The sequence below is a fragment of the Clavibacter michiganensis subsp. insidiosus genome, assembly GCF_002240565.1.
GTDB lineage: Bacteria > Actinomycetota > Actinomycetes > Actinomycetales > Microbacteriaceae > Clavibacter > Clavibacter insidiosus.
On sequence record NZ_MZMO01000001.1, the window covers coordinates 368,231 to 392,335 of the forward strand.

Annotated in this window: 26 protein-coding genes; 7 read left to right on the forward strand and 19 right to left on the reverse strand. The window is 72.6% G+C overall.

The window, feature by feature from the left end; genetic code table 11:
• Positions 1-11 precede the first annotated feature (11 nt).
• On the reverse strand, positions 12-2,087 hold the full coding sequence (locus tag B5P21_RS01970; protein WP_045529920.1) for a PhoX family protein: 2,076 nt from the start codon (positions 2,085-2,087) through the stop codon (positions 12-14).
• 192 nt (positions 2,088-2,279) lie between these two features.
• On the opposite strand from B5P21_RS01970, the gene B5P21_RS01975 reads away from it, so the two are divergent.
• A complete protein-coding gene (locus B5P21_RS01975; RefSeq protein WP_045529919.1) occupies positions 2,280-3,032 on the forward strand; it encodes an SDR family NAD(P)-dependent oxidoreductase in 753 nt (250 codons plus the stop codon).
• 93 nt (positions 3,033-3,125) lie between these two features.
• Here B5P21_RS01975 and B5P21_RS01980 read toward each other — a convergent pair whose 3' ends face one another.
• The 4 genes from B5P21_RS01980 to B5P21_RS01995 are packed head-to-tail and all read right to left on the reverse strand — an operon-like array spanning position 3,126 to position 6,359.
• A complete protein-coding gene (locus tag B5P21_RS01980) occupies positions 3,126-3,419 on the reverse strand; it encodes a putative quinol monooxygenase (protein ID WP_094170698.1) in 294 nt (97 codons plus the stop codon).
• Positions 3,416-4,213, reverse strand: coding sequence for an ATP-binding cassette domain-containing protein (locus B5P21_RS01985; protein WP_015491402.1), 798 nt, complete (start codon positions 4,211-4,213; stop codon positions 3,416-3,418). The genes B5P21_RS01980 and B5P21_RS01985 overlap by 4 nt, the downstream gene beginning before the upstream one ends.
• Positions 4,210-5,256, reverse strand: a complete 1,047-nt coding sequence (locus B5P21_RS01990; RefSeq protein ID WP_094171378.1) for an ABC transporter permease — start codon at positions 5,254-5,256, stop codon at positions 4,210-4,212. The genes B5P21_RS01985 and B5P21_RS01990 overlap by 4 nt, the downstream gene beginning before the upstream one ends.
• A gap of 2 nt (positions 5,257-5,258) precedes the next feature.
• The gene (locus B5P21_RS01995; RefSeq protein WP_094170699.1) at positions 5,259-6,359 is read right to left on the reverse strand and encodes a substrate-binding domain-containing protein; all 1,101 of its coding nucleotides are present in this window, start codon (positions 6,357-6,359) and stop codon (positions 5,259-5,261) included.
• A 113-nt stretch (positions 6,360-6,472) separates the two neighbouring features.
• Here B5P21_RS01995 and B5P21_RS02000 point away from each other — a divergent pair, with 113 nt between their 5' ends.
• The 3 genes from B5P21_RS02000 (at position 6,473) to B5P21_RS02010 (ending at position 9,534) form a co-directional block, all read left to right on the forward strand.
• Entirely contained in the window at positions 6,473-7,525 is a 1,053-nt protein-coding gene (locus tag B5P21_RS02000; RefSeq protein ID WP_094170700.1) for a LacI family DNA-binding transcriptional regulator, read from the forward strand.
• On the forward strand, positions 7,518-8,408 hold the full coding sequence (locus tag B5P21_RS02005) for a carbohydrate kinase family protein (RefSeq protein ID WP_094170701.1): 891 nt from the start codon (positions 7,518-7,520) through the stop codon (positions 8,406-8,408). The genes B5P21_RS02000 and B5P21_RS02005 overlap by 8 nt, the downstream gene beginning before the upstream one ends.
• A gap of 256 nt (positions 8,409-8,664) precedes the next feature.
• Positions 8,665-9,534: an SDR family oxidoreductase gene (locus B5P21_RS02010; protein ID WP_045529913.1), complete on the forward strand. Its 870-nt coding sequence runs from the start codon at positions 8,665-8,667 to the stop codon at positions 9,532-9,534.
• Positions 9,535-9,544: 10 nt separating this feature from the next.
• Here B5P21_RS02010 and B5P21_RS02015 read toward each other — a convergent pair whose 3' ends face one another.
• From B5P21_RS02015 to B5P21_RS02060, 10 genes are all read right to left on the reverse strand, one after another.
• The gene (locus B5P21_RS02015) at positions 9,545-10,507 is read right to left on the reverse strand and encodes an IS481-like element IS1122 family transposase (RefSeq protein WP_045530803.1); all 963 of its coding nucleotides are present in this window, start codon (positions 10,505-10,507) and stop codon (positions 9,545-9,547) included.
• Positions 10,508-10,635: 128 nt separating this feature from the next.
• Positions 10,636-11,004 (reverse strand): DUF202 domain-containing protein, encoded by a 369-nt coding sequence (locus B5P21_RS02020; protein ID WP_045529912.1) that lies wholly within the window; start codon positions 11,002-11,004, stop codon positions 10,636-10,638.
• Positions 11,001-11,402: a YidH family protein gene (locus tag B5P21_RS02025; RefSeq protein WP_094170702.1), complete on the reverse strand. Its 402-nt coding sequence runs from the start codon at positions 11,400-11,402 to the stop codon at positions 11,001-11,003. The genes B5P21_RS02020 and B5P21_RS02025 overlap by 4 nt, the downstream gene beginning before the upstream one ends.
• Positions 11,399-11,668 carry a hypothetical protein gene (locus tag B5P21_RS02030; RefSeq protein ID WP_236688728.1) on the reverse strand — a complete coding sequence of 90 codons (270 nt, stop codon included), beginning with the start codon at positions 11,666-11,668 and terminating at the stop codon, positions 11,399-11,401. The genes B5P21_RS02025 and B5P21_RS02030 overlap by 4 nt, the downstream gene beginning before the upstream one ends.
• Positions 11,665-12,531: an oxidoreductase gene (locus B5P21_RS02035; RefSeq protein ID WP_045529909.1), complete on the reverse strand. Its 867-nt coding sequence runs from the start codon at positions 12,529-12,531 to the stop codon at positions 11,665-11,667. The genes B5P21_RS02030 and B5P21_RS02035 overlap by 4 nt, the downstream gene beginning before the upstream one ends.
• A 213-nt stretch (positions 12,532-12,744) precedes the next feature.
• Positions 12,745-13,479 carry a M23 family metallopeptidase gene (locus B5P21_RS02040; protein WP_165770595.1) on the reverse strand — a complete coding sequence of 245 codons (735 nt, stop codon included), beginning with the start codon at positions 13,477-13,479 and terminating at the stop codon, positions 12,745-12,747.
• A gap of 284 nt (positions 13,480-13,763) precedes the next feature.
• Positions 13,764-14,348 carry a DUF305 domain-containing protein gene (locus tag B5P21_RS02045; RefSeq protein WP_045529908.1) on the reverse strand — a complete coding sequence of 195 codons (585 nt, stop codon included), beginning with the start codon at positions 14,346-14,348 and terminating at the stop codon, positions 13,764-13,766.
• A gap of 101 nt (positions 14,349-14,449) precedes the next feature.
• A complete protein-coding gene (locus B5P21_RS02050) occupies positions 14,450-14,935 on the reverse strand; it encodes a hypothetical protein (RefSeq protein WP_045529907.1) in 486 nt (161 codons plus the stop codon).
• 160 nt (positions 14,936-15,095) lie between these two features.
• A complete protein-coding gene (locus B5P21_RS02055) occupies positions 15,096-16,376 on the reverse strand; it encodes an MFS transporter (protein WP_045529906.1) in 1,281 nt (426 codons plus the stop codon).
• Between the two features lie 75 nt (positions 16,377-16,451).
• Positions 16,452-16,832 carry a winged helix-turn-helix transcriptional regulator gene (locus B5P21_RS02060; RefSeq protein ID WP_045530637.1) on the reverse strand — a complete coding sequence of 127 codons (381 nt, stop codon included), beginning with the start codon at positions 16,830-16,832 and terminating at the stop codon, positions 16,452-16,454.
• A 112-nt stretch (positions 16,833-16,944) separates the two neighbouring features.
• On the opposite strand from B5P21_RS02060, the gene B5P21_RS02065 reads away from it, so the two are divergent.
• Positions 16,945-17,808 (forward strand): NAD(P)H-binding protein, encoded by an 864-nt coding sequence (locus B5P21_RS02065; protein WP_045529905.1) that lies wholly within the window; start codon positions 16,945-16,947, stop codon positions 17,806-17,808.
• A gap of 103 nt (positions 17,809-17,911) precedes the next feature.
• Here the strand turns inward: B5P21_RS02065 and mmuM are convergent, their stop codons facing one another.
• On the reverse strand, positions 17,912-18,817 hold the full coding sequence (gene mmuM, locus B5P21_RS02070) for a homocysteine S-methyltransferase (RefSeq protein ID WP_045530635.1): 906 nt from the start codon (positions 18,815-18,817) through the stop codon (positions 17,912-17,914).
• Between the two features lie 139 nt (positions 18,818-18,956).
• On the opposite strand from mmuM, the gene B5P21_RS02075 reads away from it, so the two are divergent.
• Together B5P21_RS02075 and B5P21_RS02080 are read left to right on the forward strand one after the other, a co-directional pair.
• Positions 18,957-19,466: a MarR family winged helix-turn-helix transcriptional regulator gene (locus B5P21_RS02075; RefSeq protein ID WP_015491389.1), complete on the forward strand. Its 510-nt coding sequence runs from the start codon at positions 18,957-18,959 to the stop codon at positions 19,464-19,466.
• Between the two features lie 38 nt (positions 19,467-19,504).
• On the forward strand, positions 19,505-20,203 hold the full coding sequence (locus B5P21_RS02080) for an HAD family hydrolase (RefSeq protein WP_045529904.1): 699 nt from the start codon (positions 19,505-19,507) through the stop codon (positions 20,201-20,203).
• A gap of 44 nt (positions 20,204-20,247) precedes the next feature.
• Here the strand turns inward: B5P21_RS02080 and B5P21_RS02085 are convergent, their stop codons facing one another.
• The 3 genes from B5P21_RS02085 to B5P21_RS02095 all read right to left on the reverse strand — a co-directional run bounded on the left by B5P21_RS02085 (position 20,248) and on the right by B5P21_RS02095 (position 23,733).
• Positions 20,248-21,210 carry an IS481-like element IS1122 family transposase gene (locus tag B5P21_RS02085; protein WP_045526325.1) on the reverse strand — a complete coding sequence of 321 codons (963 nt, stop codon included), beginning with the start codon at positions 21,208-21,210 and terminating at the stop codon, positions 20,248-20,250.
• Between the two features lie 97 nt (positions 21,211-21,307).
• On the reverse strand, positions 21,308-22,681 hold the full coding sequence (locus B5P21_RS02090) for a glycosyltransferase 87 family protein (protein ID WP_246865234.1): 1,374 nt from the start codon (positions 22,679-22,681) through the stop codon (positions 21,308-21,310).
• 89 nt (positions 22,682-22,770) lie between these two features.
• The gene (locus tag B5P21_RS02095; protein WP_045530803.1) at positions 22,771-23,733 is read right to left on the reverse strand and encodes an IS481-like element IS1122 family transposase; all 963 of its coding nucleotides are present in this window, start codon (positions 23,731-23,733) and stop codon (positions 22,771-22,773) included.
• Positions 23,734-24,105: the final 372 nt, after the last annotated feature.

Sequence of the window (24,105 nt, forward strand, 5' to 3'; positions counted from 1 at the left end):
TTCTCCGCGGATCAGCCGCGGAAGACCTGGATCACCGACGGGCGCGGTCCGCGCCAGGCGCCCTTCGGCGGGGTGACGCCGGCGGGCACGTAGTCGGGGAAGTACGAGTGCTGCTCCGCGAACGAGCCGTCCTCGCCCGGGTGCTGCACCGCGACGAACACCATGCCCTCGGTGTCGTGCACGACCGGGCCGCAGGTCTCCGCCTCGGTGGGCACGGAGAGGAACTGCTGCACGTGGCCGCGCTCGGCGCCCTCCACCGGCACCTTGAACAGGCCGTCGTTGAGGCCGATGGTGCTCGGGGCGCCGTCGGTGGAGATCCAGAGGTTGCCCTCGGAGTCGAACGCGACGTTGTCCGGGCAGCTGATCGGCGAGACCTTGTCCTTCGGGAAGCCGGAGAAGTAGGTCGACTCGTTCTTCGCCGGGTCGCCCGCGACGAGCAGCAGGTTCCACGTGAAGGTGGTGGAGCGGGCGTCGCCGCCGTCCTCGGTGATCTCCACGATGTGGCCGTCGCGGTTGGTCGTCCGCGGGTTCATCTCCGTGGCGCCCTCCTTGCCGGCCTTGCCGCGGTCGGTGTTGTTGGTGCACGCGACGTAGATCTTGCCGGTGACGGGGCTGGGCTGGACGTCCTCGCAGCGGTCCATCTTCGTGGCGCCGGCGGCGTCGGCGACGAGGCGCGTGTGCACGAGCGCCTCCTCGGTCGTGAAGCCGGGGACCTGGCAGACGCCGTCGATGACCAGCGGGATCCACTGGCCGATGCCGTCGAACGAGCCGTCGGACGGGACCTGGCCGGTGCCGGTGATCTCCGCGACGGGCGAGTCGCCCGTGAAGCGCGCCACGTAGAGCGCGCCGCGCGTGAGCAGCTGCTTGTTCCGCTTGCGGTCCTGACGCGTCGTGCCCGTGACCATCGTGTCGTGCGACACGAACTTGTAGAGGTAGTCGAAGCGCTCGTCGTCGCCCATGTAGGCGGCGACGTGGCCGCTCTTGCCGAGGATCACGTTGGCGCCCTCGTGCTTGAAGCGGCCGAGCGCGGTGTGCTTCACGGGCGCCTCGCCGGGCTCGAACGGGTCGACCTCGACGATCCAGCCGAAGCGGTTCGGCTCGTTCTCGTAGCCGGCGGTGCGGGCGTCGAAGCGGGGGTCGATGGCCTCCCAGCCGCGGGTCGTCGCCTTGTCGGCGAGGCCGTAGCGCTTGTCGGCGGCGCTCGTGCCCGCGGTGCGGAAGTAGCCGTTGAAGTTCTCCTCGCCGGAGAGCACGGTGCCCCATGGGGTGGTGCCGCCAGCGCAGTTGCCGAGGGTGCCGAGGATGCGCGTGCCCTTCGGGTCGTCCTTGGTGCGCAGCGACGCGGATCCGGCGGCCGGGCCGCTCACGGTGAACGGGGTGTCCGCGGTGATGCGTCGGTTGCGGTGGTGTCCGACCGTGTACGTCCACGGCTGGCCGACGGTCTTGCGGCGGAGCGCGACGACGGACATGCCGTGCGACGCCTTCCCGATGCGGCGCTGCTCGGCGAGCTCGGCGTCGTCGGCCGCGGGCGGGAACATGATGTTCTCGTTCGTGTACTCGTGGTTGGCGACGAGGAGCGCCTCCTTGTTCCGCGAGTTGATCGGGATGATGTCGAGGTAGTCGTTGTTGTAGCCGAACTGGCGCGCGGCGAGCTTCGCGGTCTGGTTCTCCGCGTCGAAGTCGTCGGCGTAGCTGAAGAGCGGGTCGCCCCAGCGGATGATCGGCTGCCAGCGGTACCCGGTCGGCACGGTGAACTGGTCGACCGCGGCGTCGACGGGCGTGATCGCCTGGAACGGGAGCTTCGACGCGGCCTGCGCGGCGGCCGCCTCGGCACCGGGAGCAGCGGCGTTCTGCGCCACGAGGATCGCGAGGGCACCGGCGCCCGCGCCGCCGAGCAGCGTGCGGCGCGAGAGGGCGCGGCCGGCGATGTCGCGGAAGTAGGAGTTGTCGGTGACGTTCGGCACGGGCTTCGTGCACGCGTCGTCGCACTTGAGGTGGCAGGTGACGGTGCTGCGCTTGCCGCGGGCGTGGGGATCCCGGGACAGGATCGGCAGCAGCCGGTGGTGGGTCTCACGGGTGAGGGTCATGTGGGGTCTCCATCGATCTCGGGCGTCTGCTCCGGGCACGGCGGACGCATCACGCTCGAAAGGTATTGGCGCCCCCGGGCGCGCCCCCGACGCCGGGGTGGACGCCGGGTGAACCCCGGATGGACGGATCACGCGGGCGTACCGTCGAGGGGCGGCGCGGCCCCGCGCCGCCTCGACCCGAGGAGGATCCCCATGGCCAGGTTCGACACGAAGACCGCTCTCGTGACAGGCGGAGGCAGCGGCATCGGCGCCGCGATCTCCCGCGCTCTCGCCGCGGAGGGCGCGTCGGTCGTCGTCACCGACATCCAGCGGGAGGCGGCCGAGCGCGTCGTCGCCGAGATCGAGGCCGCGGGCGGCACGGCTATCGCGTTCCGCCAGGACACCGCCGAGGCGGCGGACTCCGAGGCCGCCGTCGCGCACGCCGTCGACACGTACGGCGCGCTCCACCTCGCCGTGAACAACGCCGGCGTCAGCGCGCCGCCGGCCGACATCGGCGACTACGAGATCTCCGCGTGGGACCGCACGCGCGCCATCGACCTCGACGGCGTCTTCTACGGCCTCCGCTACGAGCTCCCCGCGATGGTGGACGCGGGCGGCGGCGCGGTCGTCAACATGAGCTCGGTGCTCGGATCCGTCGGGTTCGCCCAGAACGCGGCCTACGTCGCGAGCAAGCACGCCCTCGTCGGCCTCACCAAGGTCGCCGCGCTCGAGTACACGGCGCGCGGCGTGCGCACCAACGCGGTCGGCCCCGGCTTCATCGACACCCCGCTCGTGCGCTCCTCCCTCTCACCGGACGCCCTGGCGCACCTCGAGAGCCAGCACGCGACCGGCCGCCTCGGCACCGACACGGAGGTCGCGGCCCTCGTGCTCTTCCTCCTGAGTGACGACGCGTCCTTCATCTCGGGCAGCTACCACCTGGTGGACGGCGGGTACTCGGCGCGCTGATCCGGGGCCGTCCGCACCCAGATCCGCGGCGCACGACCGCGGCCGCCCGGCGCGTCGAGACGCCGGGCGGCCGCGGGGTCGGTGCCGCGCCCGTCAGACGGGCGCGAGGAACGTGAGCTGGGACCCGTCCTCGACGATGAGCGGCCCGAGCGCCGCGTTGAACTGGGCTCCGTACGACGCCCCGATGTGCGCCTGGAACGCGGTCTCGTCGCGGTAGACCTCGTGCACGACGAAGCGCGCCGGATCCTCCACCCGCCGGTACGGCTCGAACACCACGTTGTCCGGCTCGGCGCGCACGAGCTCCGCGAGGTCGGAGATCATCCGCGCCACCTGCTCCTCGTGCCCGGGCAGCGCCGTGAACTCCGCGTACAGCACGGTCGCCGTCATGCCGTGGCCGCGCCCGTCATGATCGCGACCGCGTCGGTCATCGAGTGCGACTGCGGCGTGATCGTGGCGGCCTTCTTGCCCAGTCTCTGGATGTGGATCCGGTCGGCCACCTCGAACACCTGCGGCATGTTGTGGCTGATGAGGATCACCGGGATGCCCCGGTCGCGCAGGTTCCGCACCAGCTCCAGCACCTGGTTCGACTCCCGCACGCCGAGCGCCGCGGTGGGCTCGTCGAGCACCACGACCTTCGACCCGAAGGCGGCGGCCCGCGCCACGGCGACCGCCTGCCGCTGCCCGCCGGACAGGTTCTCGACCGGCACGGTCACGTCCTGCAGCGTGGAGATGCCGAGCTCGGTCAGCTCCGCCTTGGCGTCGCGACGCATGCCGGCCGTGTCGAGCATGCGGAAGACGGATCCGAGGATCCCCTTCTTCCGCTTCTCCCGCCCGAGGTAGAGGTTCGACGCCACGTCGAGCGCGGGCGAGACGGCGAGGTTCTGGTACACCGTCTCGATCCCGGCGGCACGCGCGTCCTGCGGGCGCTTGAACGACACCGGCTTCCCGTCGAGGAACAGCTCGCCCTCGTCGGGCGTCTCCGCTCCCGTGAGGCACTTGATGAGCGTCGACTTGCCGGCGCCGTTGTCGCCGATGATCGCGAGCACCTCGCCGGGGAAGAGCTCGAGGCTCACGCCGTCGAGGCCGACCACGCGGCCGAAGGTCTTCACGAGCCGCTTCGCCTCGAGCACGGGCGTGCGGGTCGGTGCGGGGGCGCTCCCCGCGGGGTCGGTGAGGGTCACTTGCGCACCTTTCGGATCCACTGGTCGACGGAGACCGCCACGATGATGAGGACGCCCACGGCGAGGGTCTGGTACAGCACGTCGAGCCCCGCGAGCGAGAGCCCGTTGCGGAAGACGCCGACGATGAGCGCGCCGAGGAGCGTGCCCCACACCGTGCCGCGCCCGCCGAAGAGGCTCGTGCCGCCGATGACCACCGCGGTGATGGAGTCGAGGTTGAGGTCGGCGCCGGCGTTCGGGCTCGCGGCGTTGCTGCGGCCGATCGCGATCCACGCACCGACGGCGAGGATCGCCCCGGCCGCGAGGTACACGCTCATGAGCACCCGGTTGACGCTGATGCCGGCGAGGCGCGCGGCCTCCTTGTCGTCGCCGACCGCGTAGACGTGCCGGCCCCACGCGGTCTTGCCGAGGATGAAGGCGACCACGACGTAGAGCACGAGCATCAGGACCACGCCGAAGCTGATCTTCACGCCGGCCAGGTCGAACGTGCGCCCGGTCCACGAGAGGGCGGCCGGCATGTCCACGCCGCGGACGGTCGCGCCGTTGGAGTAGAGGAGCGTGAGCGCCACGAAGATGTTCAGCGTCCCGAGCGTGACGATGAACGGGGGCAGCCGCAGCCGCGTCACGAGCAGGCCGTTGAACGCGCCGGCCGCGAGGCCCACGACGAGCCCGGCGACCAGCGCGGCGGGCGACGGCAGGCCGTTCTGGCTGGCGGTCTGCGCGATGACCATCGACGTGAGGACCATGACCGCCCCCACCGACAGGTCGATGCCCGCGGTGAGGATGATCAGCGTCTGCGCCACGGCGAGCGTGCCGACCACGGCGACCTGCTGTGTGACGAGCGACAGGTTGGCGGGATCGAGGAAGCGGTCGTTGAGGAGGCCGAACACGATGATCGCGAGGACCAGCACGACGGCGGGGCTGACGGCGGGGTAGCGGTGGAGCACCCCGCGGATCCGGTCGAGGGGCGTGCGCCGGTCGAGGAACTCGTTGGCGAGGTCGAGCGCGGAGGTGGGCGGGTTCGCGTCGGCGGTGGTCCGGCTCACGGTCACTCACCCCAGCACTTCGTCGCGGCGTCGTCGGCCGTGATGCTGTCGAGGCCGTCGACGGGGGTGTCGGTGACGAGCGCGGATCCGGTGTCGAAGAAGTCGAGGCCGGCGCTCGTGGCCGGCTTCGTGCTGTCCTTCGCGAGCTGGGCGACGGCCTCGACGCCGAGCTGCGCCATCTTCAGCGGGTACTGCTGGGCCGTGGCGCCGATGACGCCCTCCTTGACGTTCTTCACGCCCGCGCAGCCGCCGTCGACCGAGACGAGGATGACGTCCTTCTCCTTGCCGGCCGCCTGAAGCGCCTGGTACGCGCCGAACGCGGCGGGCTCGTTGATCGTGTAGACGACGTTGATGTCCGGGTCCTTCGACAGCAGCGTCTCCATCGCCGTGCGGCCGCCGTCCTCGGCGCCCTGCGTGGCCTCGTTGCCGACGATCTCGTAGTCGCCGCCGCTGTAGTCGCCGGTCTTCGCCTCGTCGCCGTTCTTGGCCTTGTCCCCGACGTCGATGCCCATGCCCGTGAGGAAACCCTGGTCGCGGTCGTAGTCGACGGAGATGGCCTTGTCGTCGTACAGGTCGAGGAGGGCGATGGTCGCCGTCTTCCCGCCGAGCTGCGCGGCCGCCCACTTGCCGATGGACTCGCCCGCGGCGAAGTTGTCGGTGGCGAACGTGATGTCGACGGAGTCGGCCGGGTCGGGCGCGGTGTCGAGCGCGATGACGAAGAGGCCGGCGTCGCGGGCCTTCTGGATCGCGTCGAGGACCGACGGGCCGTTGATCGTGATGAGGATGCCCTTGTCGCCCTTGGAGATGGCGTTCTCGATGGCCTGGATCTGGGTGTCCTCGTCGCCGTCCGCCTTGCCGGCGGCGAGCGTGAGGTCGACGCCGGCGGAGGCCGCTGCCTCCTTGGCGCCGTCCTCCATCGCGACGAAGAACGGGTTCGTGGTGGTCTTCACGATGAGCGAGACGCCGACGTCGCCGGAGCCGCCGCTGCCGCCGGATCCGGAGCCGCCGCTCGAGCTGGAGCAGCCGGCGAGCCCACCCGCGGCGATGAGGGCCGCCGAGCCGAGGGCGATGGTGCGCACGAGGCGCGGGGATCGGTTCGTCATTGATGGATCCTGTCCTTCGGGTGGGAGCGCGCTCCCGACAACGTTGTCAGGAAGAGGTCTATCGGGTGCGACCGGGTATGGTCAAGCCATTGCGCAGAGAGCGAGACCCATTCGTGACACCGTTGTCATCCCCGCCCGGTCCGTCGCCGGCCGCACGCCGCCCGACGATGAAGCACGTGGCCCGGCTCGCGGGCGTGGGCCTCAAGACGGTGTCGCGGGTCGTCAACGGCGAGGCGAACGTCTCCGCGGAGCTCACCGAGCGGGTGCGGGCCGCGGTGGAGCAGCTGCAGTACCAGCCGGATCTCCACGCCGGCAACCTCCGCCGCAGCGACCGCCGCACCAACACGCTCGGCCTCCTCGTCGGCAGCGTGGCCAACCCGTTCTCGGGCGCCGTGCACCGGGCCGTGGAGGAGGTGGCGAAGGAGCGCCGGGTCGCCGTCTTCGCCTCGAGCCTCGACGACGACCCCGAGCGCGAGCGCTCCTCCGTCGACGCCTTCCTCGCCCGTCGGGTCGACGGGCTCATCCTCACCACCATCGCGCCCAGCCAGGCCTACCTCGGCGTCGCGGCGTCGCGCGGCACGCCGCTCGTCTTCGTCGACCGCGTGCCCGCGGGGCTGGAGGCCGACTCGGTCATCGTCGACAACGCGGACGGCGTCGCCCGAGCGGTCGCGCACCTGGCCGACCAGGGCCACCGCCGCATCGCGTTCCTCGGCGACCGACCGGAGATCTTCACGGCCCGGGAGCGGGAGCGCGGCTTCGTCGAGGAGATGCAGCGGCGCGGGCTGCCCGTGGTGCCCGAGCTCGTCCTCGAGGGCGCGTACGACGAAGGCGTGGCCGAGGCGCTCGCCGAGCGCCTGCTCGCCCTGCCCGAGCCGCCGACCGCGATCGTCAGCGGGCAGAACCTCATCACCATCGGCGTCATCACGGCCCTCCGGCGGCACGACGCCCACCGGCGCATCGCGCTCGTCGGGTTCGACGACCTGCCGATGGCGGCCCTGCTGGATCCGGCCGTCACGGTCATCGCGCAGGATCCCTCGGGCATCGGCCACGCCGCCGCCGAACGCGTCTTCGCGCGACTCGACGGGGACGCCGGCCCCGCGCAGACCGTCGTCGTCCCCACCACGCTCATCGTCCGAGGCTCCGGAGAGGTCTACCGCCATGCATGACCAGCCCGTCGTCGTCGTCGGCGACGCCCTGATCGACCTCCTCCGCGAGGGCGGCGAGGAGACCGCCTTCGTCGGCGGGGCCGCGCTCAACGTCGCCGTCGGCCTCGCGATCCTCGGGCATCGCGTGCAGCTGATCGCCATGGTCGGCGACGACGCGCACGGCGACCGCATCCGCGCCGAGCTCGACGCGCACGGGGTCGAGCTGATCCCGACCATCGGCCCGTCCGGCACCTCCGTCGCGGTGAGCGAGCGCGTCGACGGCGAGCCGCGCTACGCGTTCAACGAGGCCGCATGGAACCGGCGCGTGCGCATCGGCGACGCGGAGCGCGCGGCGCTCGACGCGGCCTCGCTCGTGGTCGTCAGCTGCTTCCCCTACGACGACCACGCGCAGGCCGACGAGCTGCTGGCCGCCGTGCGGGATCCGCGGGAGCGCCTTCTCGTCGACCCGAACCCCCGCGTCGGCATGCTCCACGACGCCGGCCGGTTCCGCGCCGGGTTCGCGCGCGCGGCCGCGGAGTCGCTGCTCGTGAAGATCGGCGACGACGACACGGCGCTGCTCGGCCTGGGCGCGCTGGCCGACGCGCGCGCGGCGCTGCACGAGGAGGGCAGCCGCCTCGTGCTGGCCACCGAAGGTGCGCGCGGCGCATCCGTCCAGCTCGAGGACGGGTCGGTCGTGGTGGCGGGCATCACGCCGGATCCGCGGCCCGTCGTCGACACCATGGGTGCCGGGGACGCGTGCCTCGCCGCCGCGGCCGACGCCATCGCGCGCCGGGGTGCGCCGCGCACGCCGGCGGAGGGCGAGGCGATGCTCCGCACCTGCATGGCGATCGCCGCGGCCACCTGCCGCGAGCAGGGCGCGCTGCTGCGGATGCCGACGGCCTGAGGCGGGGCAGGGCGCAGGGCGCAGGGTACCGCTGCGCGGGGCCGTGCGATCCGGCTCCCGCGTGCGGCGTAGCGTCGACGCGCACGAATCGATCGACCCGCCGAGCGGACACCCCCTCGGCGGCGGTGCTCGAGCAGGTCAGCGCAGTCCTCCGTGATGCGTCCGCCGGCGACACCCTTCCTCGGCGGACGCGGCGGACGGCAGACGGCTGCGGGCCCTGCGCCGCGCACCGATGGAGCAGACGAGGAGGATCACCATGGACGACGCACGAACCCTGATCATCGGCGGGACCGGGACGGTCGGCTCGGCCGTCATCGCCGAGGCCCTCCGCCGGGGCATGACCGGACTGCGGGTGATGAGCCGCGACGCGCAGCGGCTCACCGGCCTCCCCGACGGCGTCGAGGGCGTGGTGGGGGATCTGGGCGATCCCTTCGCCGCGATGCCGGCCTTCGACGGCGTCCAGCAGGTGTTCCTGGCCCTGACGGGGACGCCGACCGAGCTGTACGAGACGACCGTCGCGGTGGACCACGCGGTGGCGGCGGGAGTCCGCCGGATCGTCTACCTCTCCGTCCAGGACCTCGACCGGGCGCCGCAGGTGCCCCACAACTCCGCGAAGCTGGCGGTGGAGTCCCTCCTCGTGCACAGCGGCGTCGAGGTCTGCTTCCTGCGGGTCAACAACTTCTTCCAGAACGACGTCTGGTACCTCGACGCGATCCGCGACGGCGTGTACCCCCAGCCCCTCGGCGGGACGGGCGTCTCGCGAGTGGATGTGCGCGACATCGCCGAGGTCGCGGTGAGCGCCCTGACCGCGGGATCGGAGGTCGCCGGGCCGATCGACGTGGCCGGCCCGGCCGCGTGGACCGGCGAGGCGACGGCCACCGCGCTGTCCGACGCCCTCGGGACGACCGTGACGTACGGGGGAGACGACCTGGTGGCCTGGCGCGAGTCGTCCCTGGCCTCCATGCCCGCCTGGCTCGTGTACGACTACGAGCGCATGTACTCCGGCTTCCAGCGGGACGGGCTGATCGGGAGCCCCGAGGCCATCGCGCGTCTCACCGCCGTCCTCGGGCATGCGCCGCGTTCCTACGAGGACTTCGTGCGCGAGGTGCTGGTGCCCGCCTTCTAGGTGTACTGAGTCATGACGTTGGTGACACTCGGGCCGCGGGCGTCAGCCCGTGGCTCGAGTGGATTCGTTCAGTGTTGTAGTGCTGGATCCACGGATCAAGGGCGTCGGTTCTGGCTTGGTTGCTGGTGAAGGGTTGCCGGTAGGCCCACTCGGTCGCGAGGGTGCGGTTGAAGCGTTCGACCTTGCCGTTCTGCCAGGGGCAGTGCGGGCGGATGAACTTCTGCCTCGCACCGAGCTGCGTGACCGCGTTCTGGAACGCGGCCGAGTGCCGGTAGGCGAACGCGTTGTCCGTCAGGACCCGTTCGATGCGGGTGATGCCGTGCTCGGCGAAGTACGCCGCGGCCCGGGTCAGGAACCCTGCCGCGGTCACGCCCTTCTCGTCCGGGTGGATCTCCGCGTAGGCGAGGCGGGTGTGGTCATCGACCACGGCGTGGACGTAATCGAACCCGATCCCACGACCACGAACCTGTTCGCTGCGGCCATGCGCCCGCCAGCCGCCGCCGTCCGGGATCCGGCCGAGCTTCTTCACGTCGACGTGGATCAGGTCGCCGGGATGCTCATGCTCGTACCGGTTTGCCGTCGACCGGGATGCCCGGATCACGGCCCCGGTGACGGGGTCCAACCATGCCAACGGCGGTGCCCCGTGCCGCCGCAGGATGCGGGAGATCGTGCGGGCTGGAACACCGGTCACCGGCGCCAACCGGGCAGGACCTGATCGCAATCGGGTCCTCGCTTCCACGACGGCTCGTTCTCGTTCCGGGCTCGTCCTCGTCGGCACCCGTCTCGGCCTCGAGGACCGGTCCGACAAGCCTTCGAAGCCCTCGGACCGGAACCGATTCACCCACCGATGCGCGCACTGACGCGACACACCGAGTTCGCGCGCGACATGCGAGACCGGCCGACGATCCTCGACCACCCGCCGCACGAGGAGAACCCTCCCGTGAACCGTCAGACGAGCATTAGCGTGGGACATCGAGGCCTCCTGGCAGTGGCAGAACTAGACAGCTCCATCAAGCCAGGAGGCCTCCTCACACGCCCCGAAGTGTCACCAACGTCATGGCCGGGTACATCTAGGGCGGTGCGCCCGGATCCGCCGGCGGCTCAGCGGGCGAGCGCCAGGGCCAGCGCGGCCAGACCGGCGCACGCGGTGAGCGTCGCCACGAGCGCGGGGAGCGCGCCGCCGGGGAGCGCGGTGCTGCCGTGGCCCGCGGATGCCGAGGTGAGGATCAGGTGCACCCGGCGGTAGCGGCGGTGCGCGGTCGCGAGCACGGCGACGGAGGCCACAACCCCGGCCGCGGCGACGACCAGGCCCGCCGCGCCGAGGAGCGTCGGGAGCACGCGCAGCCCGAGCAGGGATCCGGCGACGAGCGCGAGCGCCGTGCGCCGCCACGCGAGGGCCGTGCGCTCGGGCTGGAGGCCGGGGTCGAAGGGGCGGCCGGCGGGATCGGCGGACGGATCCGGGACGCTCACGCCGTCAGCACGCCCAGCAGCACGAGCGCCCCTGCGGCGACCACGGCGATCCCGAGCGGCAGCGACAGCGCGGCGGACGGCAGCGGGCGGTCGCGGCGCAGGGCGCGCTCGGTGCGCATCCAGCCGACCCACGCCTGGGCGGGCGTGGCGATCCCGGTGACGATCAGGACGATCGAGGCCGCGAGCCGGAACCCCGGCTGCAGCCCGAGCCCCAGCGCCTCGAGCGCGACGCCGCCGGCGATGAGGGCGAGCGAGGTGCGGATCCAGGCGAGGAACGTGCGCTCGTTCGCGAGCGTGAACCGCACGTCGGGCTCGGCGCCCGCGCGGTAGACGCTCCGCGGGAAGCGGCGGTCGTCAGGCGGCGAGCCGGGGGCGGGGCCGGGGTCGGGGGCGGTCATGCGGCGGGATCCAGGGACCGGTCGGCCGGGGCGCGCGAGGGCATGCCGCCATCCTGGCCGACCGAGCCGGGAGCCGCGCCGACACGCGCCCGGTGCCGCCGCTCGATCGCCTGGCCCGCGTACGACGCCGCGATGATGAGCGCCGCACCGGCCGCGCCGATCGGCCCGATCGCCTCCCCGGCCACCACCACGCCCACCAGCAGCGGGGGAGCGGACCGCCGCGACCTGACGCGCCGTGTGCCGGGCGGTCGGGGCCGCGGGCTCATCCGCCGATCCCCTCCAGCTCCGCGAGCGCGTCCTCGGGCAGCCGGATCCGCGCGCCCGCCACGTTCTCGCGCAGGTGCTCCACCGACGACGTGCCCGCGATCACGAGCACGTTCGGCGACCGCTGCAGCAGCCACGCGAGGGCGACGGGCAGCGGCGCGGATCCGAGGTCGGCGGCCACGCGCGCCAGCGTCTCCGACTGCAGTGGCGAGAACCCGCCGAGCGGGAAGTACGGCACGTAGGCGATGCCGTCCGCGGCCAGCTCGTCGATGAGCGCGTCGTCGTCGCGGCGGGCCAGGTTGTAGTGGTTCTGCACGCTCACGATCGGCGCGATTGCGCGAGCCTCGGCCACCTGCGCGGCGGTCACGTTGCTCACGCCGAGGTGCCGGATCAGCCCCTCCTGCCGCAGCTCGGCGAGCGCCGTGAACGGCTCCTCGATGGATCCGTCGGTCGGGCTGTCGAACGCGCCGACGCGGAGGTTCACGACGTCGAGCACGTCGAGCGTGAGGTGCGTGAGGTTGTCGTAGACGGCCTGGCGGAGCTCGCCCGCGGAGAGCGCCTGCGGCCAGCGGCCCTTCGCGTCGCGCAGGGATCCGACCTTGGTCACGATGTGCAGGCGCTCCGGGTACGGGAACAGCGCCTCCTCGATGAGCGCGTTCGTGTGGCCGGGGCCGTAGAAGTCGGCCGTGTCGATGTGCGTGATCCCGAGTGCGACGGCCTCGCGCAGCACGGCGCGGGCGGCGTCCGGATCCGCGGGCGGCCCGAACACGCGCGGCCCCGCGAGCTGCATGGCGCCGTAGCCGAAGCGCGTGACGGTGAGGTCGTGGGCGAGCGGGAAGAGCCCTCCGGGCAGGTCGGTCGGCATGGCGATCCTCTCGGGTGGCGCATCGGGTGGCGTGCGCCCACTCTCCCGCGGCGGCCCGCTCCGGCGCCCGCACTCGCAGGAGCCCGTGAGCGGATCCGCGTGCATTCGCGAGTCGCGCGGTGGGGGCATCGGAGCGCGAGCGCTCCGCGTCGGTGGGCGAGCTCGAGGTCCGTGCGGGCATGCCGCAGGGGGCGGGCCCGCACGGCCTGGATCTCATCGGACGTGGGTGCTGAGCCACTGATAGGGGTCGATGCGCGTGGAGCCGTAGGCGAGCTCGAAGTGCAGGTGCGGGCCAGTGCTGGCGCCGGTGGTGCCGACCCGTCCCACAGGGTCGCCTGCTTCGACGACCTGTCCGGCGCGCAGGGGGACGGAGCCGAACTGCATGTGGGCGTACGTGCTGCTGATCCGCGTCCCGTCGATCTCGTGATCGATGACGACGTGGACGCCGAGCCCCGAGTTGGAGCTCACGACCTGTCGGACGACGCCTCGAGCGATGGACTGGATGCCGGCGCCGTTCCCGGGGGCGAAGTCCAGGCCCTGGTGGTTGGACGAGCAGCCCGAGCACGGGGAGGCGCGTGGGCCGTAGGGGCTCGAGATGCGCATCGACGACGGGATCGGCCAGCGCACCTCGGTGCCCGCGGGGACGGCGGACCGCACGGCGCTGGCACCGGACGTGGTGCTGAGCGTCTGGGCGGGAACGACGGGCGGCGGCGGCGGAGGCGGCGGCAGCGTGACGGAGAAGCCCTGCTCGCTGGTGACGGTGTAGGCGGCTCCGTCGACTTGCAAGGTCTGGATCTCACCGGTCGCCGGGTCATGGAAGGCCACGGCGCCACCGGTGATGTCATCCGGGATGGCATACGCCGGGAGGCCGTGCGTCACGGCGATCGCGCCGGCGGCGAGCATCGCGCCGACGGCGGTCTTCCACGGGCTGGTGCCGGTGCGCCGCACGCTCGCTGCTGGCGTCGTGTGCGTCTGGACGGTGCGGGCTCGGCGGCGCGCTTCCTGCTGCCAGGTGAGTGGGCGGCGGGTGACCGGGGCGGGCTCGGGGTGTTCGAAGCTCGCGCGTCGGGGGGAAGCGGCGCGGGCCGGCGGGATGACGCGGGCATCGCGCCTGCTCGGCCTGCGCGTGGGGGGTGTCTCGTTGTGCATCGGGTGCCTTTCGGGGGCAGGCAGGCATGACGGCATCACGATGTGACCGTCCGCGCTGCGGAGAGCGGAGAAGATAGGAGGAGTCAGGAGTCGAGGAGCGCGCGCATGCGGGAGATCTCGTCCTCCTGCGTGGCGACGATGCCTTCCGCCATCTCGCTCGCGTCCGGGTCCTGGCCGTCGTCGATCTCGGTCTGCGCCATCTCGATGGCGCCGGTGTGGTGCTCGATCATCTGGCTGAGGAACAACCGCTCAGCGTCCGAGCCTTCGGCGGCGTCGAGATCCTGCATGTCGGAGTCGGACATCATGCCGCCCATGCTGTGGTCCATGCCGGACATCCGATCGATGCCCCACTGATCCGCCCACGCGGTCAGCCGCTCGATCTCCGGGAGCTGCGCTTCCTTGATCTCCGTCGCCAGGGCGGTCACCTCGGGGCTGATGCCGGTCTTGGCCAGGAGCATGTCGCTCACCTCGATGGCCTGCTCGTGGTGCGGGCGCATCATCTGCACGAACATCTCGTCCGCATCGTTGACCTGCTCAGCGGTGGCCTCCTCGGACGCGGAAGCGCTGGGGGCAGGTGTCGTCTCGGTGTCATGGACGGCGCAACCGGTCAGCGTCAGCGCGGCCGCGAGGGCGATGCCGGCGCGAAGCAGAGGGGTGGTGTTCTTCATCGTCTGTCTGGTCCTGTTCATGCAATCGGGATGGCAGGGCCACGCCCGTGCAGCGCACAGCGCCGCGGGGCAGCCCGGGTCTCTGGTCGATGCAGGACGGGTCAGATGCGGAAGACGGACAGCGCGGTAGGCGTCGGCGGGGACGGCGGCCACGCCGCTGCGGCGGCGATGCGTGGGAGAAGCCGACGGCTCAGCGGGTCGTCGACGTGCGGGGCGCTCCGGAGTGCCCGGAGGATCGCGATGCCCAGCGCTGCGAGGAGCATCATGCTGGCGGATGCCGCCAGGACCACGCCGCCGAGCGCAGCGGAGGAGAAGGCGTCGGACGCAGCCGCTTCGGTGACGAAGGCCGGTTCCACCGCGACGTCCGAGCGGCTGTCGGCGACACCGTGGCCGGTGCCATGGGCATGCAGATCATCAGCGGAATGCACGTGCGGCGTGCCCAGGGACTCACCCCAGCCCTGCGCGGTCGGGCTCATCACGACGAGGCCCACGACCAGGGCGATCAGAGCGACGAGCTTCACCAGCAACCCGAGCGCCGGTGCGCCGGCGAGGCGGTCATGCAGGGTCGGAGTCGACACGGTGACCATGCGAACCCCATCCTGTTGCCGCTGATACTCGGCGTACGTTACCCGATCGTGACGTGAACACCACTCGAATGGCAGGTTTTCACACCCGCTTGTCCGCTCCTCCACGCCGACGCCCGCGTGCGCGACGCCGGTCGTCCGCCGGCGTGATCCTCGCCTCCGGCTACCCGCCCGGCAGCGCCTGCGCCGCCGGGTGCGCCCGCCGGGTCGCGAGCACGCGCGAGAACACGAGCACGAGGAGCCCGGCCGCCGGGATGAAGATCAGGCCGAAGCGGAGCGACGACGCGTCGGCGATGGCACCGACCACGGGCGGCGAGACGAGGAAGCCGACGCGCAGCAGCCAGCCGACGATCGTGAGGCCGGTGCCGGGCCGGAAGCCGGGCAGCTCGTCCGCGGCCTGCATGGCCGCGGGGATCAGGGTCGCGACGCCGAAGCCCGCGACGCCGAAGCCGACGATGGTGCCGGGGATGCTCGGGAACGCGAGCGCGGCGCCCATGCCGACGAGCACGAGCACGCCACCGAGGCGCGCGATGGCGCGCTGGCCGAAGCGGTCCACCATGCGGTCGCCGAGCATCCGGCCGACGAACTGCATGCCCTGGAGCGAGATGAAGCCGAGGCCCGCGACGAACGCGCTCGCGCCGAGGTCGCCCGAGAGGTAGATGGCCGACCAGGAGCTGCCGGCGTCCTCGACGATGGCGCCGCCGGACGCGATGATCACGAGCGCGAGCAGCACGCCGTACTTCGCGACGAGGCCGAGGGCGCGCGGGGAGGCGGCGCGCGCGACGTCGCCCTCGGGATCGTGCGCGTGCGCGTGCGCGGCGCCGCCCTCGCCGGGCTCCGGCTCCGGCCCCTTCAGCAGCCACAGCAGCGACAGCATGGCCAGCGCGCTGAACAGCACGGCCGAGATGGAGAGGTGCACGAGGAGCGGCATCCGGATCTGCGCGGCCGCCGCGCCCATGATCCCGCCCGCGACCGCGCCGATGGACCAGACCGCGTGGAACGAGTTGATGATCGAGCGCCCGTACAGCCGCTGCACCCGCAGCGCGTGCGAGTTCTGCGCGACGTCGGTGATGGAGTCCATGGCGCCCGCGAGGAAGAGGGCGCCCGCGAGCACGAGCCAGCCGGGCGCGAGGCCGGCCAGCAGGATCCCGATGGAGGCCACCACGGTCGCCGCGACCGCCACGCGCGCCGACCGGTACCGGCGGATGAGCACGCCCGCCGCGAGCCCGGCGATGAGCGCGCCCAGCGGCGACGCGGCGACCGCGGCCCCGAACTCGACGTTGGCGAGCCCGAGCTCGGCCTTGATCGACGGGTAGCGCGGCAGGAGGTTCGCGAAGATCGCGCCGTTGGTGAAGAAGAGGATCCCGACGGCGACGCGCGCGCGGCGGACGTCGCGGGTCGGGGCGGGCGTGCGCGACAGCGTCGGCGCGGACGGGGAGGGCATCGTCGTGATCTCTCTCTGGCCGGGTGGCGCCGTGGCGCGCGGCGGGGGCGCCGGATCCCGGCTGCCGGATCCAGCCTAGGGTCGGCGGGACGCCAGGGGCGACGTGTCCTCGGTGACGTCCATCACGAGGTCCATCAGCGGCACGAGCCGGGCGCTCACCTCGTGGCCGAGCTCGGTGAGCCGGTAGTCGACCCGCGGCGGGATGGTGGGCTGCGCCTCGCGGAGCACGAGCCCGTCGTCAGCGAGGGTGCGCAGGGTGGAGGCGAGCATCTTCTCGCTGATGCCCTCGACCTCGCGGCGCAGCTCGCCCCAGCGGCGCGACCGCTCCCCGAGCGCGAGGAGCACGAGCACGCCCCACTTGCTCGTGATGTGGTCGAGCAGGGTGCGCGACGGGCAGCTCGCGGGGTAGCGGCCCTCGGTCACTCCGGGCCGGTCGCGGGTCACCCGGAAGCTCATCTGCGTCACATTGCACAACTTACCAGAAGGTAGGTACCTCCCTGTGGGAAGGTACTCGTTGACGGAGTCGTTGACCCCGGCGTACCGCTCCTCCCGACTCGAAAGGCATCCCATGACCATCGTCGTCACCGCCGCCACCGGCCGCCTCGGATCGCGCATCGTCGCGTCCCTCCTCGCCCGCGGCGCCGCCGCCTCCGACGTGCTCGCCACCGCGCGCCGCCCCGAGGCCCTCGCCGACCTCGCCGCGCAGGGCGTCCGCACCGCGCGCCTCGACTACACCGACGCCGGCAGCGTCGCCGCCGCGATCCAGCCCGGCGACACCCTCGTGCTCGTCTCCGGCAGCGAGGTCGGCCAGCGCGTGCCGCAGCACACCACCGTCATCGAGGCCGCGAAGGCCGCGGGCGTCGGCCGGATCCTCTACACGAGCGTCCTCCGCGCCAGCACCACCGAGCTCTTCATCGCGGGCGAGCACAAGGCCACCGAGGAGGTGCTCGCCGCCTCCGGCGTCCCCGTCACGCTCCTCCGCAACGGCTGGTACACCGAGAACTACGCGGGCACGGTCGACGCCGTGAAGCAGTCCGGCGCGCTCCTCACGAGCGCGGGCGACGGCCGCGTCGCCAGCGCCACCATCGCCGAGCTCGCCGAGGCCACCGCGGTCGCGGCCCTCGACGACTCGCTCGCCGGGCAGACCCTCGAGCTCGCGGGCGACGAGCGCTGGACCCAGGACGACCTCGCGCAGGCGATCTCCGGCATCCTCGGCCAGCCCGTCCCCGTCTCGCAGGTCTCCGCGGAGGAGCACGCGCGGATCCTCGGCGGCGCCGGCCTCGACGAGGGCACCGTCGGCTTCGTCGTGGGCCTCGACGCCGCCACGCGCGCGGGCCAGCTCGACGACGAGACGGGCGACCTCGCGCGCCTCCTCGGCCGCCCCACCGCGTCGCTCGCCGACGGCCTCCGCCAGGCGGTCGCGGGAGCCTGATCCGCCCGGATCCGCACCCGACGCGGATCCGCACCCGACGCGGATCCGCACGCCACGACGGCCCGTCCCCTCGCGGGGGCGGGCCGTCGTCGTGCGCGCGGCCTCAGCGCAGCGCGTCCCGCATGCGCCGGATCTCGTCGGGTCCCACCCGGCAGCACCCGCCGACGAGCGACGCGCCCGCCTCGATCCACGCGTCGACGGACGGCAGCGCCGGGTCGCCGCCCCAGCCGCGCGCGACCGCGTCCCAGCGCTCGCCGGAGTTCGGGTAGACGACCACCGGCCGGTCGGTGACGCTCCGGGCCGCGGCGATCGCGGCCGGCACCTCCTCGGGGTGCGCGCAGTTGATCCCCACGGCCACGACCTCGTCGGCCCCCTCCGCGAGCCGGAACCCCTCGGCCATCGGCTCGCCGGACCGCAGCCGGCCGCCCGCGACCGTGAACGCGAGCCACGCGGACGCGCCCGAGCCGCGCGCGAGGTCCACGAGAGCGCGGCCCTCGTCGAGGCTCGGGATCGTCTCGCAGGCGAGCAGGTCGGCGCCGGAGTCGGCGAGCACGGCGAACCGCGGGGCGTGCCAGCGGCGGAGCTCCGCGCGCGTGAGGCCGCTGGATCCGGCGTACTCGGAGCCGTCGCCGAGGGTCGCGCCGTAGGGGCCGACGGACGCGGCGACCCAGCGGTCGCGGGCGGCGCCGGGAGCGTCCTCGCGCGCGACCTCGTCCCGCGCCTCGGCCGCGAGCCGCACGCTCGCCCGCAGCAGCTCCCCGGTGTCCGCCGCGCTCAGCCCGCGCGCCGCGAAGGCCGCGAAGCCCACCTGGTACGACGCCGTGATCGCGACGTCCGCCCCGACGCGGAAGAACTCGGCGTGCGCCGCCCGCACCGCGTCGGGCTCGTCGGCGAGCACGCGCGCGCTCCACAGCGGATCCGACAGGTCGTGCCCGCGCGCCTCCAGCAGCGTGCCGAGGCCGCCGTCGAGCACCAGCGGGCGGTCGGGGAGCTGCAGCGGCCGGGTCATGCGCACATCCTGCCGGAGCCCGGTGGCGGATCCGCGGTCCGCGACGCCCGGCGACATCGGCGTCCGGCTCCGCCGAGCCCCCACCGGGCCGCGGGCCGTCGTCGTCCCGGGTACCGTGGACGCGACGGTGGGAGTCCCGATGAAGGATGACGACGACGTCGACCTGGTGATCGACGCGTGGGGTGCGGCCATGCCCGACGTCGACTTCGCGCCGCTCGACGTGGTGTCGCGGCTGCGGCGCCTGCTGCCGCAGATGCAGCGGATCCGCGAGGGCGCGTTCGCCGCCGAGGGCCTCACGACGAGCGAGTTCGAGTTCCTCTCGGTGCTCCGCCAGCAGGGCGACGCGGGCCTCACGCGCGCCGGCCTCGCCGAGCGGCTCGGCACCGACACCGGCAGCCTCGTGCACCGGGTGAACCGGCTGACCGCGCGCTCCTTCATCACGCGCGAGGAGGATCCCGCGGGCGGCCGCAGCCGGCTCGTGGTGCTCACGCCGTTCGGCATCGAGCGCGTCGACCGGGCCATGCGCCGCCTCGTCGCCGACGAGGACGAGGTGCTCGCCGACCTCAGCCGCGAGCAGATCGCGACGCTCATCGACAGCCTGCGCGTCATCGCGCGCACGACCGAGCGGATGCGCGCGCGCCGCTCCTGAGCCTGGGCGCGTCGCGCGCGCCGGAGCACGATGGATCCATGGCCGACATCGCATCCACCCCGCCCGCCGTCCTCTTCGACATCGACGAGACCCTCATCCACACGGGCGGTTCCGGCGCCCGCAGCTGGGCGATGGCGTTCCGCGACCTGCACGACGTCGAGGCCGACATCGGCGAGCACTCGTCGGCGGGGGAGACGGATCCGCAAGTCGGCACCGCGACGTTCCGCGCCGTGATCGGCCGGGACCCGGAGCCCGCCGAGCTCGCCCGCCTCTACGCCTCCTACCTCCGCCACCTCGCCGACGACATCCGCGTCTCCGAGGGCTACCGCGTGCTCGACGGCGCCGAGGCGCTGCTCGACCGGCTCGCCGACGCGGGCGTGGTCCTCGGCGTCGTCTCCGGCGCGATGGAGGGCGCGGCCCGCACGAAGATGGAGCCCGCCCGGCTCGGCCGCTTCTTCGTGTTCGGCGCGTACGGATCCGACTCGCCCGACCGCGTCGACGTCGTGCGCCGCGCGATCGCGACCGCGGGCACGCTCCGCGGCGCCGAGCCCGCGCGTGAGCAGGTGCTCGTCGTCGGCGACACCCCGAACGACATCACCTCCGCGCATGACGCGGGCGCGACCGCGGTGGGCGTCGCGAGCGGCCACTACTCGGCCGACGAGCTGCGCGACGCGGGCGCGGATCTGGTGCTCGACACCCTCGAGGACCCGGCGCTCGAGCGGCTGCTCGGCCTCTGAGGCGGGACGCCCCGGATCGGGCCGCCCGGTCTAGGTGTACTGAGTCATGACGTTGGTGACACTCGGGCCGCGGGCGTCAGCCCGTGGCTCGAGTGGATTCGTTCAGTGTTGTAGTGCTGGATCCACGGATCAAGGGCGTCGGTTCTGGCTTGGTTGCTGGTGAAGGGTTGCCGGTAGGCCCACTCGGTCGCGAGGGTGCGGTTGAAGCGTTCGACCTTGCCGTTCTGCCAGGGGCAGTGCGGGCGGATGAACTTCTGCCTCGCACCGAGCTGCGTGACCGCGTTCTGGAACGCGGCCGAGTGCCGGTAGGCGAACGCGTTGTCCGTCAGGACCCGTTCGATGCGGGTGATGCCGTGCTCGGCGAAGTACGCCGCGGCCCGGGTCAGGAACCCTGCCGCGGTCACGCCCTTCTCGTCCGGGTGGATCTCCGCGTAGGCGAGGCGGGTGTGGTCATCGACCACGGCGTGGACGTAATCGAACCCGATCCCACGACCACGAACCTGTTCGCTGCGGCCATGCGCCCGCCAGCCGCCGCCGTCCGGGATCCGGCCGAGCTTCTTCACGTCGACGTGGATCAGGTCGCCGGGATGCTCATGCTCGTACCGGTTTGCCGTCGACCGGGATGCCCGGATCACGGCCCCGGTGACGGGGTCCAACCATGCCAACGGCGGTGCCCCGTGCCGCCGCAGGACGCGGGAGATCGTGCGGGCTGGAACACCGGTCACCGGCGCCAACCGGGCAGGACCTGATCGCAATCGGGTCCTCGCTTCCACGACGGCTCGTTCTCGTTCCGGGCTCGTCCTCGTCGGCACCCGTCTCGGCCTCGAGGACCGGTCCGACAAGCCTTCGAAACCCTCGGACCGGAACCGATTCACCCACCGATGCGCGCACTGACGCGACACACCGAGTTCGCGCGCGACATGCGAGACCGGCCGACGATCCTCGACCACCCGCCGCACGAGGAGAACCCTCCCGTGAACCGTCAGACGAGCATTAGCGTGGGACATCGAGGCCTCCTGGCAGTGGCAGAACTAGACAGCTCCATCAAGCCAGGAGGCCTCCTCACACGCCCCGAAGTGTCACCAACGTCATGGCCGGGTACATCTAGGGGCCGGCGGTCACGGGGATCGCCCCCGTCGCGTCCGACACGGCGGGCCGGTCGCGGCGGACGCGGCCGACCGCGTCCGAGGAGCCGACCGCGTCCGCCGCCCGCCGTCGTCCGAGCGCCACGAGCTGCACCACGGCCGCGGCCAGGAGCCCGAGCTCCGCGAGGTCGCGCACGGTGATGACCGCCACCAGCACGGGGGACGCGTCGAGCAGCAGCGGGTAGGCGTACGGGTAGATGAGCTGCGTGAGCGCCGCGGCGACGAGGGCGAGGCGCGTCACGACGACAGACAGCCGGCTGTCCGCGCGGTCGTGCGCCAGGATGACGATGACGGGCACGGCGATCCAGCTCACGTACTGCGGCGACCCCACCTTGTTCGTGAGGATCAGCGCGGTCACCAGCCCGAGCGACAGCGGCCCGAGTAGCGCCGCGGCGGAGGCCCCGCGGTGGGCGGCGTGCACGCCGAGGAGCAGCACGCCGACCACGACGGCCACCATGACCGGCGTGAGGGCGGCCGCGACCGCGTCGACTCCGGGGCCCGACACCTGGAAGGCGAGCAGCCGGGTGTCGTGGTAGACGCGGTAGTCGTCGTCGCCGAAGACGATGCGCCAGAGGTGGTAGACCGCCGCCGACGACTCCACCTGGAGCCCGCGCCCGGTCTGCTGGCCCACGAACCCGAGGACGTTGCCGCCGCTGCCGAGCGCGAGGGCGCCGGCCACGACGACGGCCGACGTGCCGATGGTCGCCGCGACGATCGCGTGCGAGGCGCGCGAGGTCGCGCGGCGGGAGGCGAGCGCTGCCATGAGCAGCGCGGCCGGCCACACCTTCATCCACGTGCCGATCGTCAGCAGGACAGCCGCGAGCGCCGGCCGCGCCACGACGAGCAGCAGGCCGGCGAGGGCGAGCGGCACGGTGATCGCGTCGATGCGTCCCAGCCCGATCGGGCCGAGCGCCACGAGGAAGCCGAGCCACCACCAGGCGGGCCGGACGCTGCGGCCGCGGCAGCGGCGGAGGAGCAGGGCGAACGCCGCGGCGTCGACGGCGACGACGAGCAGCATCCAGACCGTGCCGTAGAATTCGCCGCCGCCGAGGCGCGCGATGAGCATGGGCACGGCCGCGAGGATCGGGTACACCCACGGCTCGTCGACGCCGACCCAGCCGCCGCCGCCGAGGCCCTGCTGCATCCACCACCGGTAGATGCCCGTGACGTCGCCGAGCGCGGAGGTGGGGCCGATGAGGTTGAGCGTGATGAGCCACAGGTGGCAGACGGCGAAGGCGAGCCAGAGGTCCCGGGGGCGGGGCGAGCCGATGCGGGCGCGGATGCCGTGCCGGGGCCGGTGCCGTTCGCGATCGTGCGCGGTAGCGGCGCTCACGCGGCGGTTCCTCGGGGTGCGGACAGGTCCATCGGGGTGCTTCTCCTGTCCTCGGGTCGCATGCGCACCGAGATGCTAGATGTACTGAGTCATGACGTTGGTGACACTCGGGCCGCGGGCGTCAGCCCGTGGCTCGAGTGGATTCGTTCAGTGTTGTAGTGCTGGATCCACGGATCAAGGGCGTCGGTTCTGGCTTGGTTGCTGGTGAAGGGTTGCCGGTAGGCCCACTCGGTCGCGAGGGTGCGGTTGAAGCGTTCGACCTTGCCGTTCTGCCAGGGGCAGTGCGGGCGGATGAACTTCTGCCTCGCACCGAGCTGCGTGACCGCGTTCTGGAACGCGGCCGAGTGCCGGTAGGCGAACGCGTTGTCCGTCAGGACCCGTTCGATGCGGGTGATGCCGTGCTCGGCGAAGTACGCCGCGGCCCGGGTCAGGAACCCTGCCGCGGTCACGCCCTTCTCGTCCGGGTGGATCTCCGCGTAGGCGAGGCGGGTGTGGTCATCGACCACGGCGTGGACGTAATCGAACCCGATCCCACGACCACGAACCTGTTCGCTGCGGCCATGCGCCCGCCAGCCGCCGCCGTCCGGGATCCGGCCGAGCTTCTTCACGTCGACGTGGATCAGGTCGCCGGGATGCTCATGCTCGTACCGGTTTGCCGTCGACCGGGATGCCCGGATCACGGCCCCGGTGACGGGGTCCAACCATGCCAACGGCGGTGCCCCGTGCCGCCGCAGGATGCGGGAGATCGTGCGGGCTGGAACACCGGTCACCGGCGCCAACCGGGCAGGACCTGATCGCAATCGGGTCCTCGCTTCCACGACGGCTCGTTCTCGTTCCGGGCTCGTCCTCGTCGGCACCCGTCTCGGCCTCGAGGACCGGTCCGACAAGCCTTCGAAGCCCTCGGACCGGAACCGATTCACCCACCGATGCGCGCACTGACGCGACACACCGAGTTCGCGCGCGACATGCGAGACCGGCCGACGATCCTCGACCACCCGCCGCACGAGGAGAACCCTCCCGTGAACCGTCAGACGAGCATTAGCGTGGGACATCGAGGCCTCCTGGCAGTGGCAGAACTAGACAGCTCCATCAAGCCAGGAGGCCTCCTCACACGCCCCGAAGTGTCACCAACGTCATGGCCGGGTACAGCTAGAGCACGCGTTTGACGTGCAGCCGTCAGGCGGTGCCGCGCGGTCGCCGCGGTGAGCTGGTCGACGGGCGGGAAGAAGGCCAGGCGGTTGTCCAGACGGAGATGGCGGATGCGCGGGGCGAGCCGGTTCGCGTCCGACCTCCCGCTGGGCGGTGCGCTGTTGTACCCCTGTGGAGCGGGCGCGTGCGGCGAGCGGCGAGCGGCTTACTGTCTCGACGTGCTGTACGGCGTCAGCGCTGGTCGTCCAGTCTCACGTCGATCCGTCTTCCGGTGA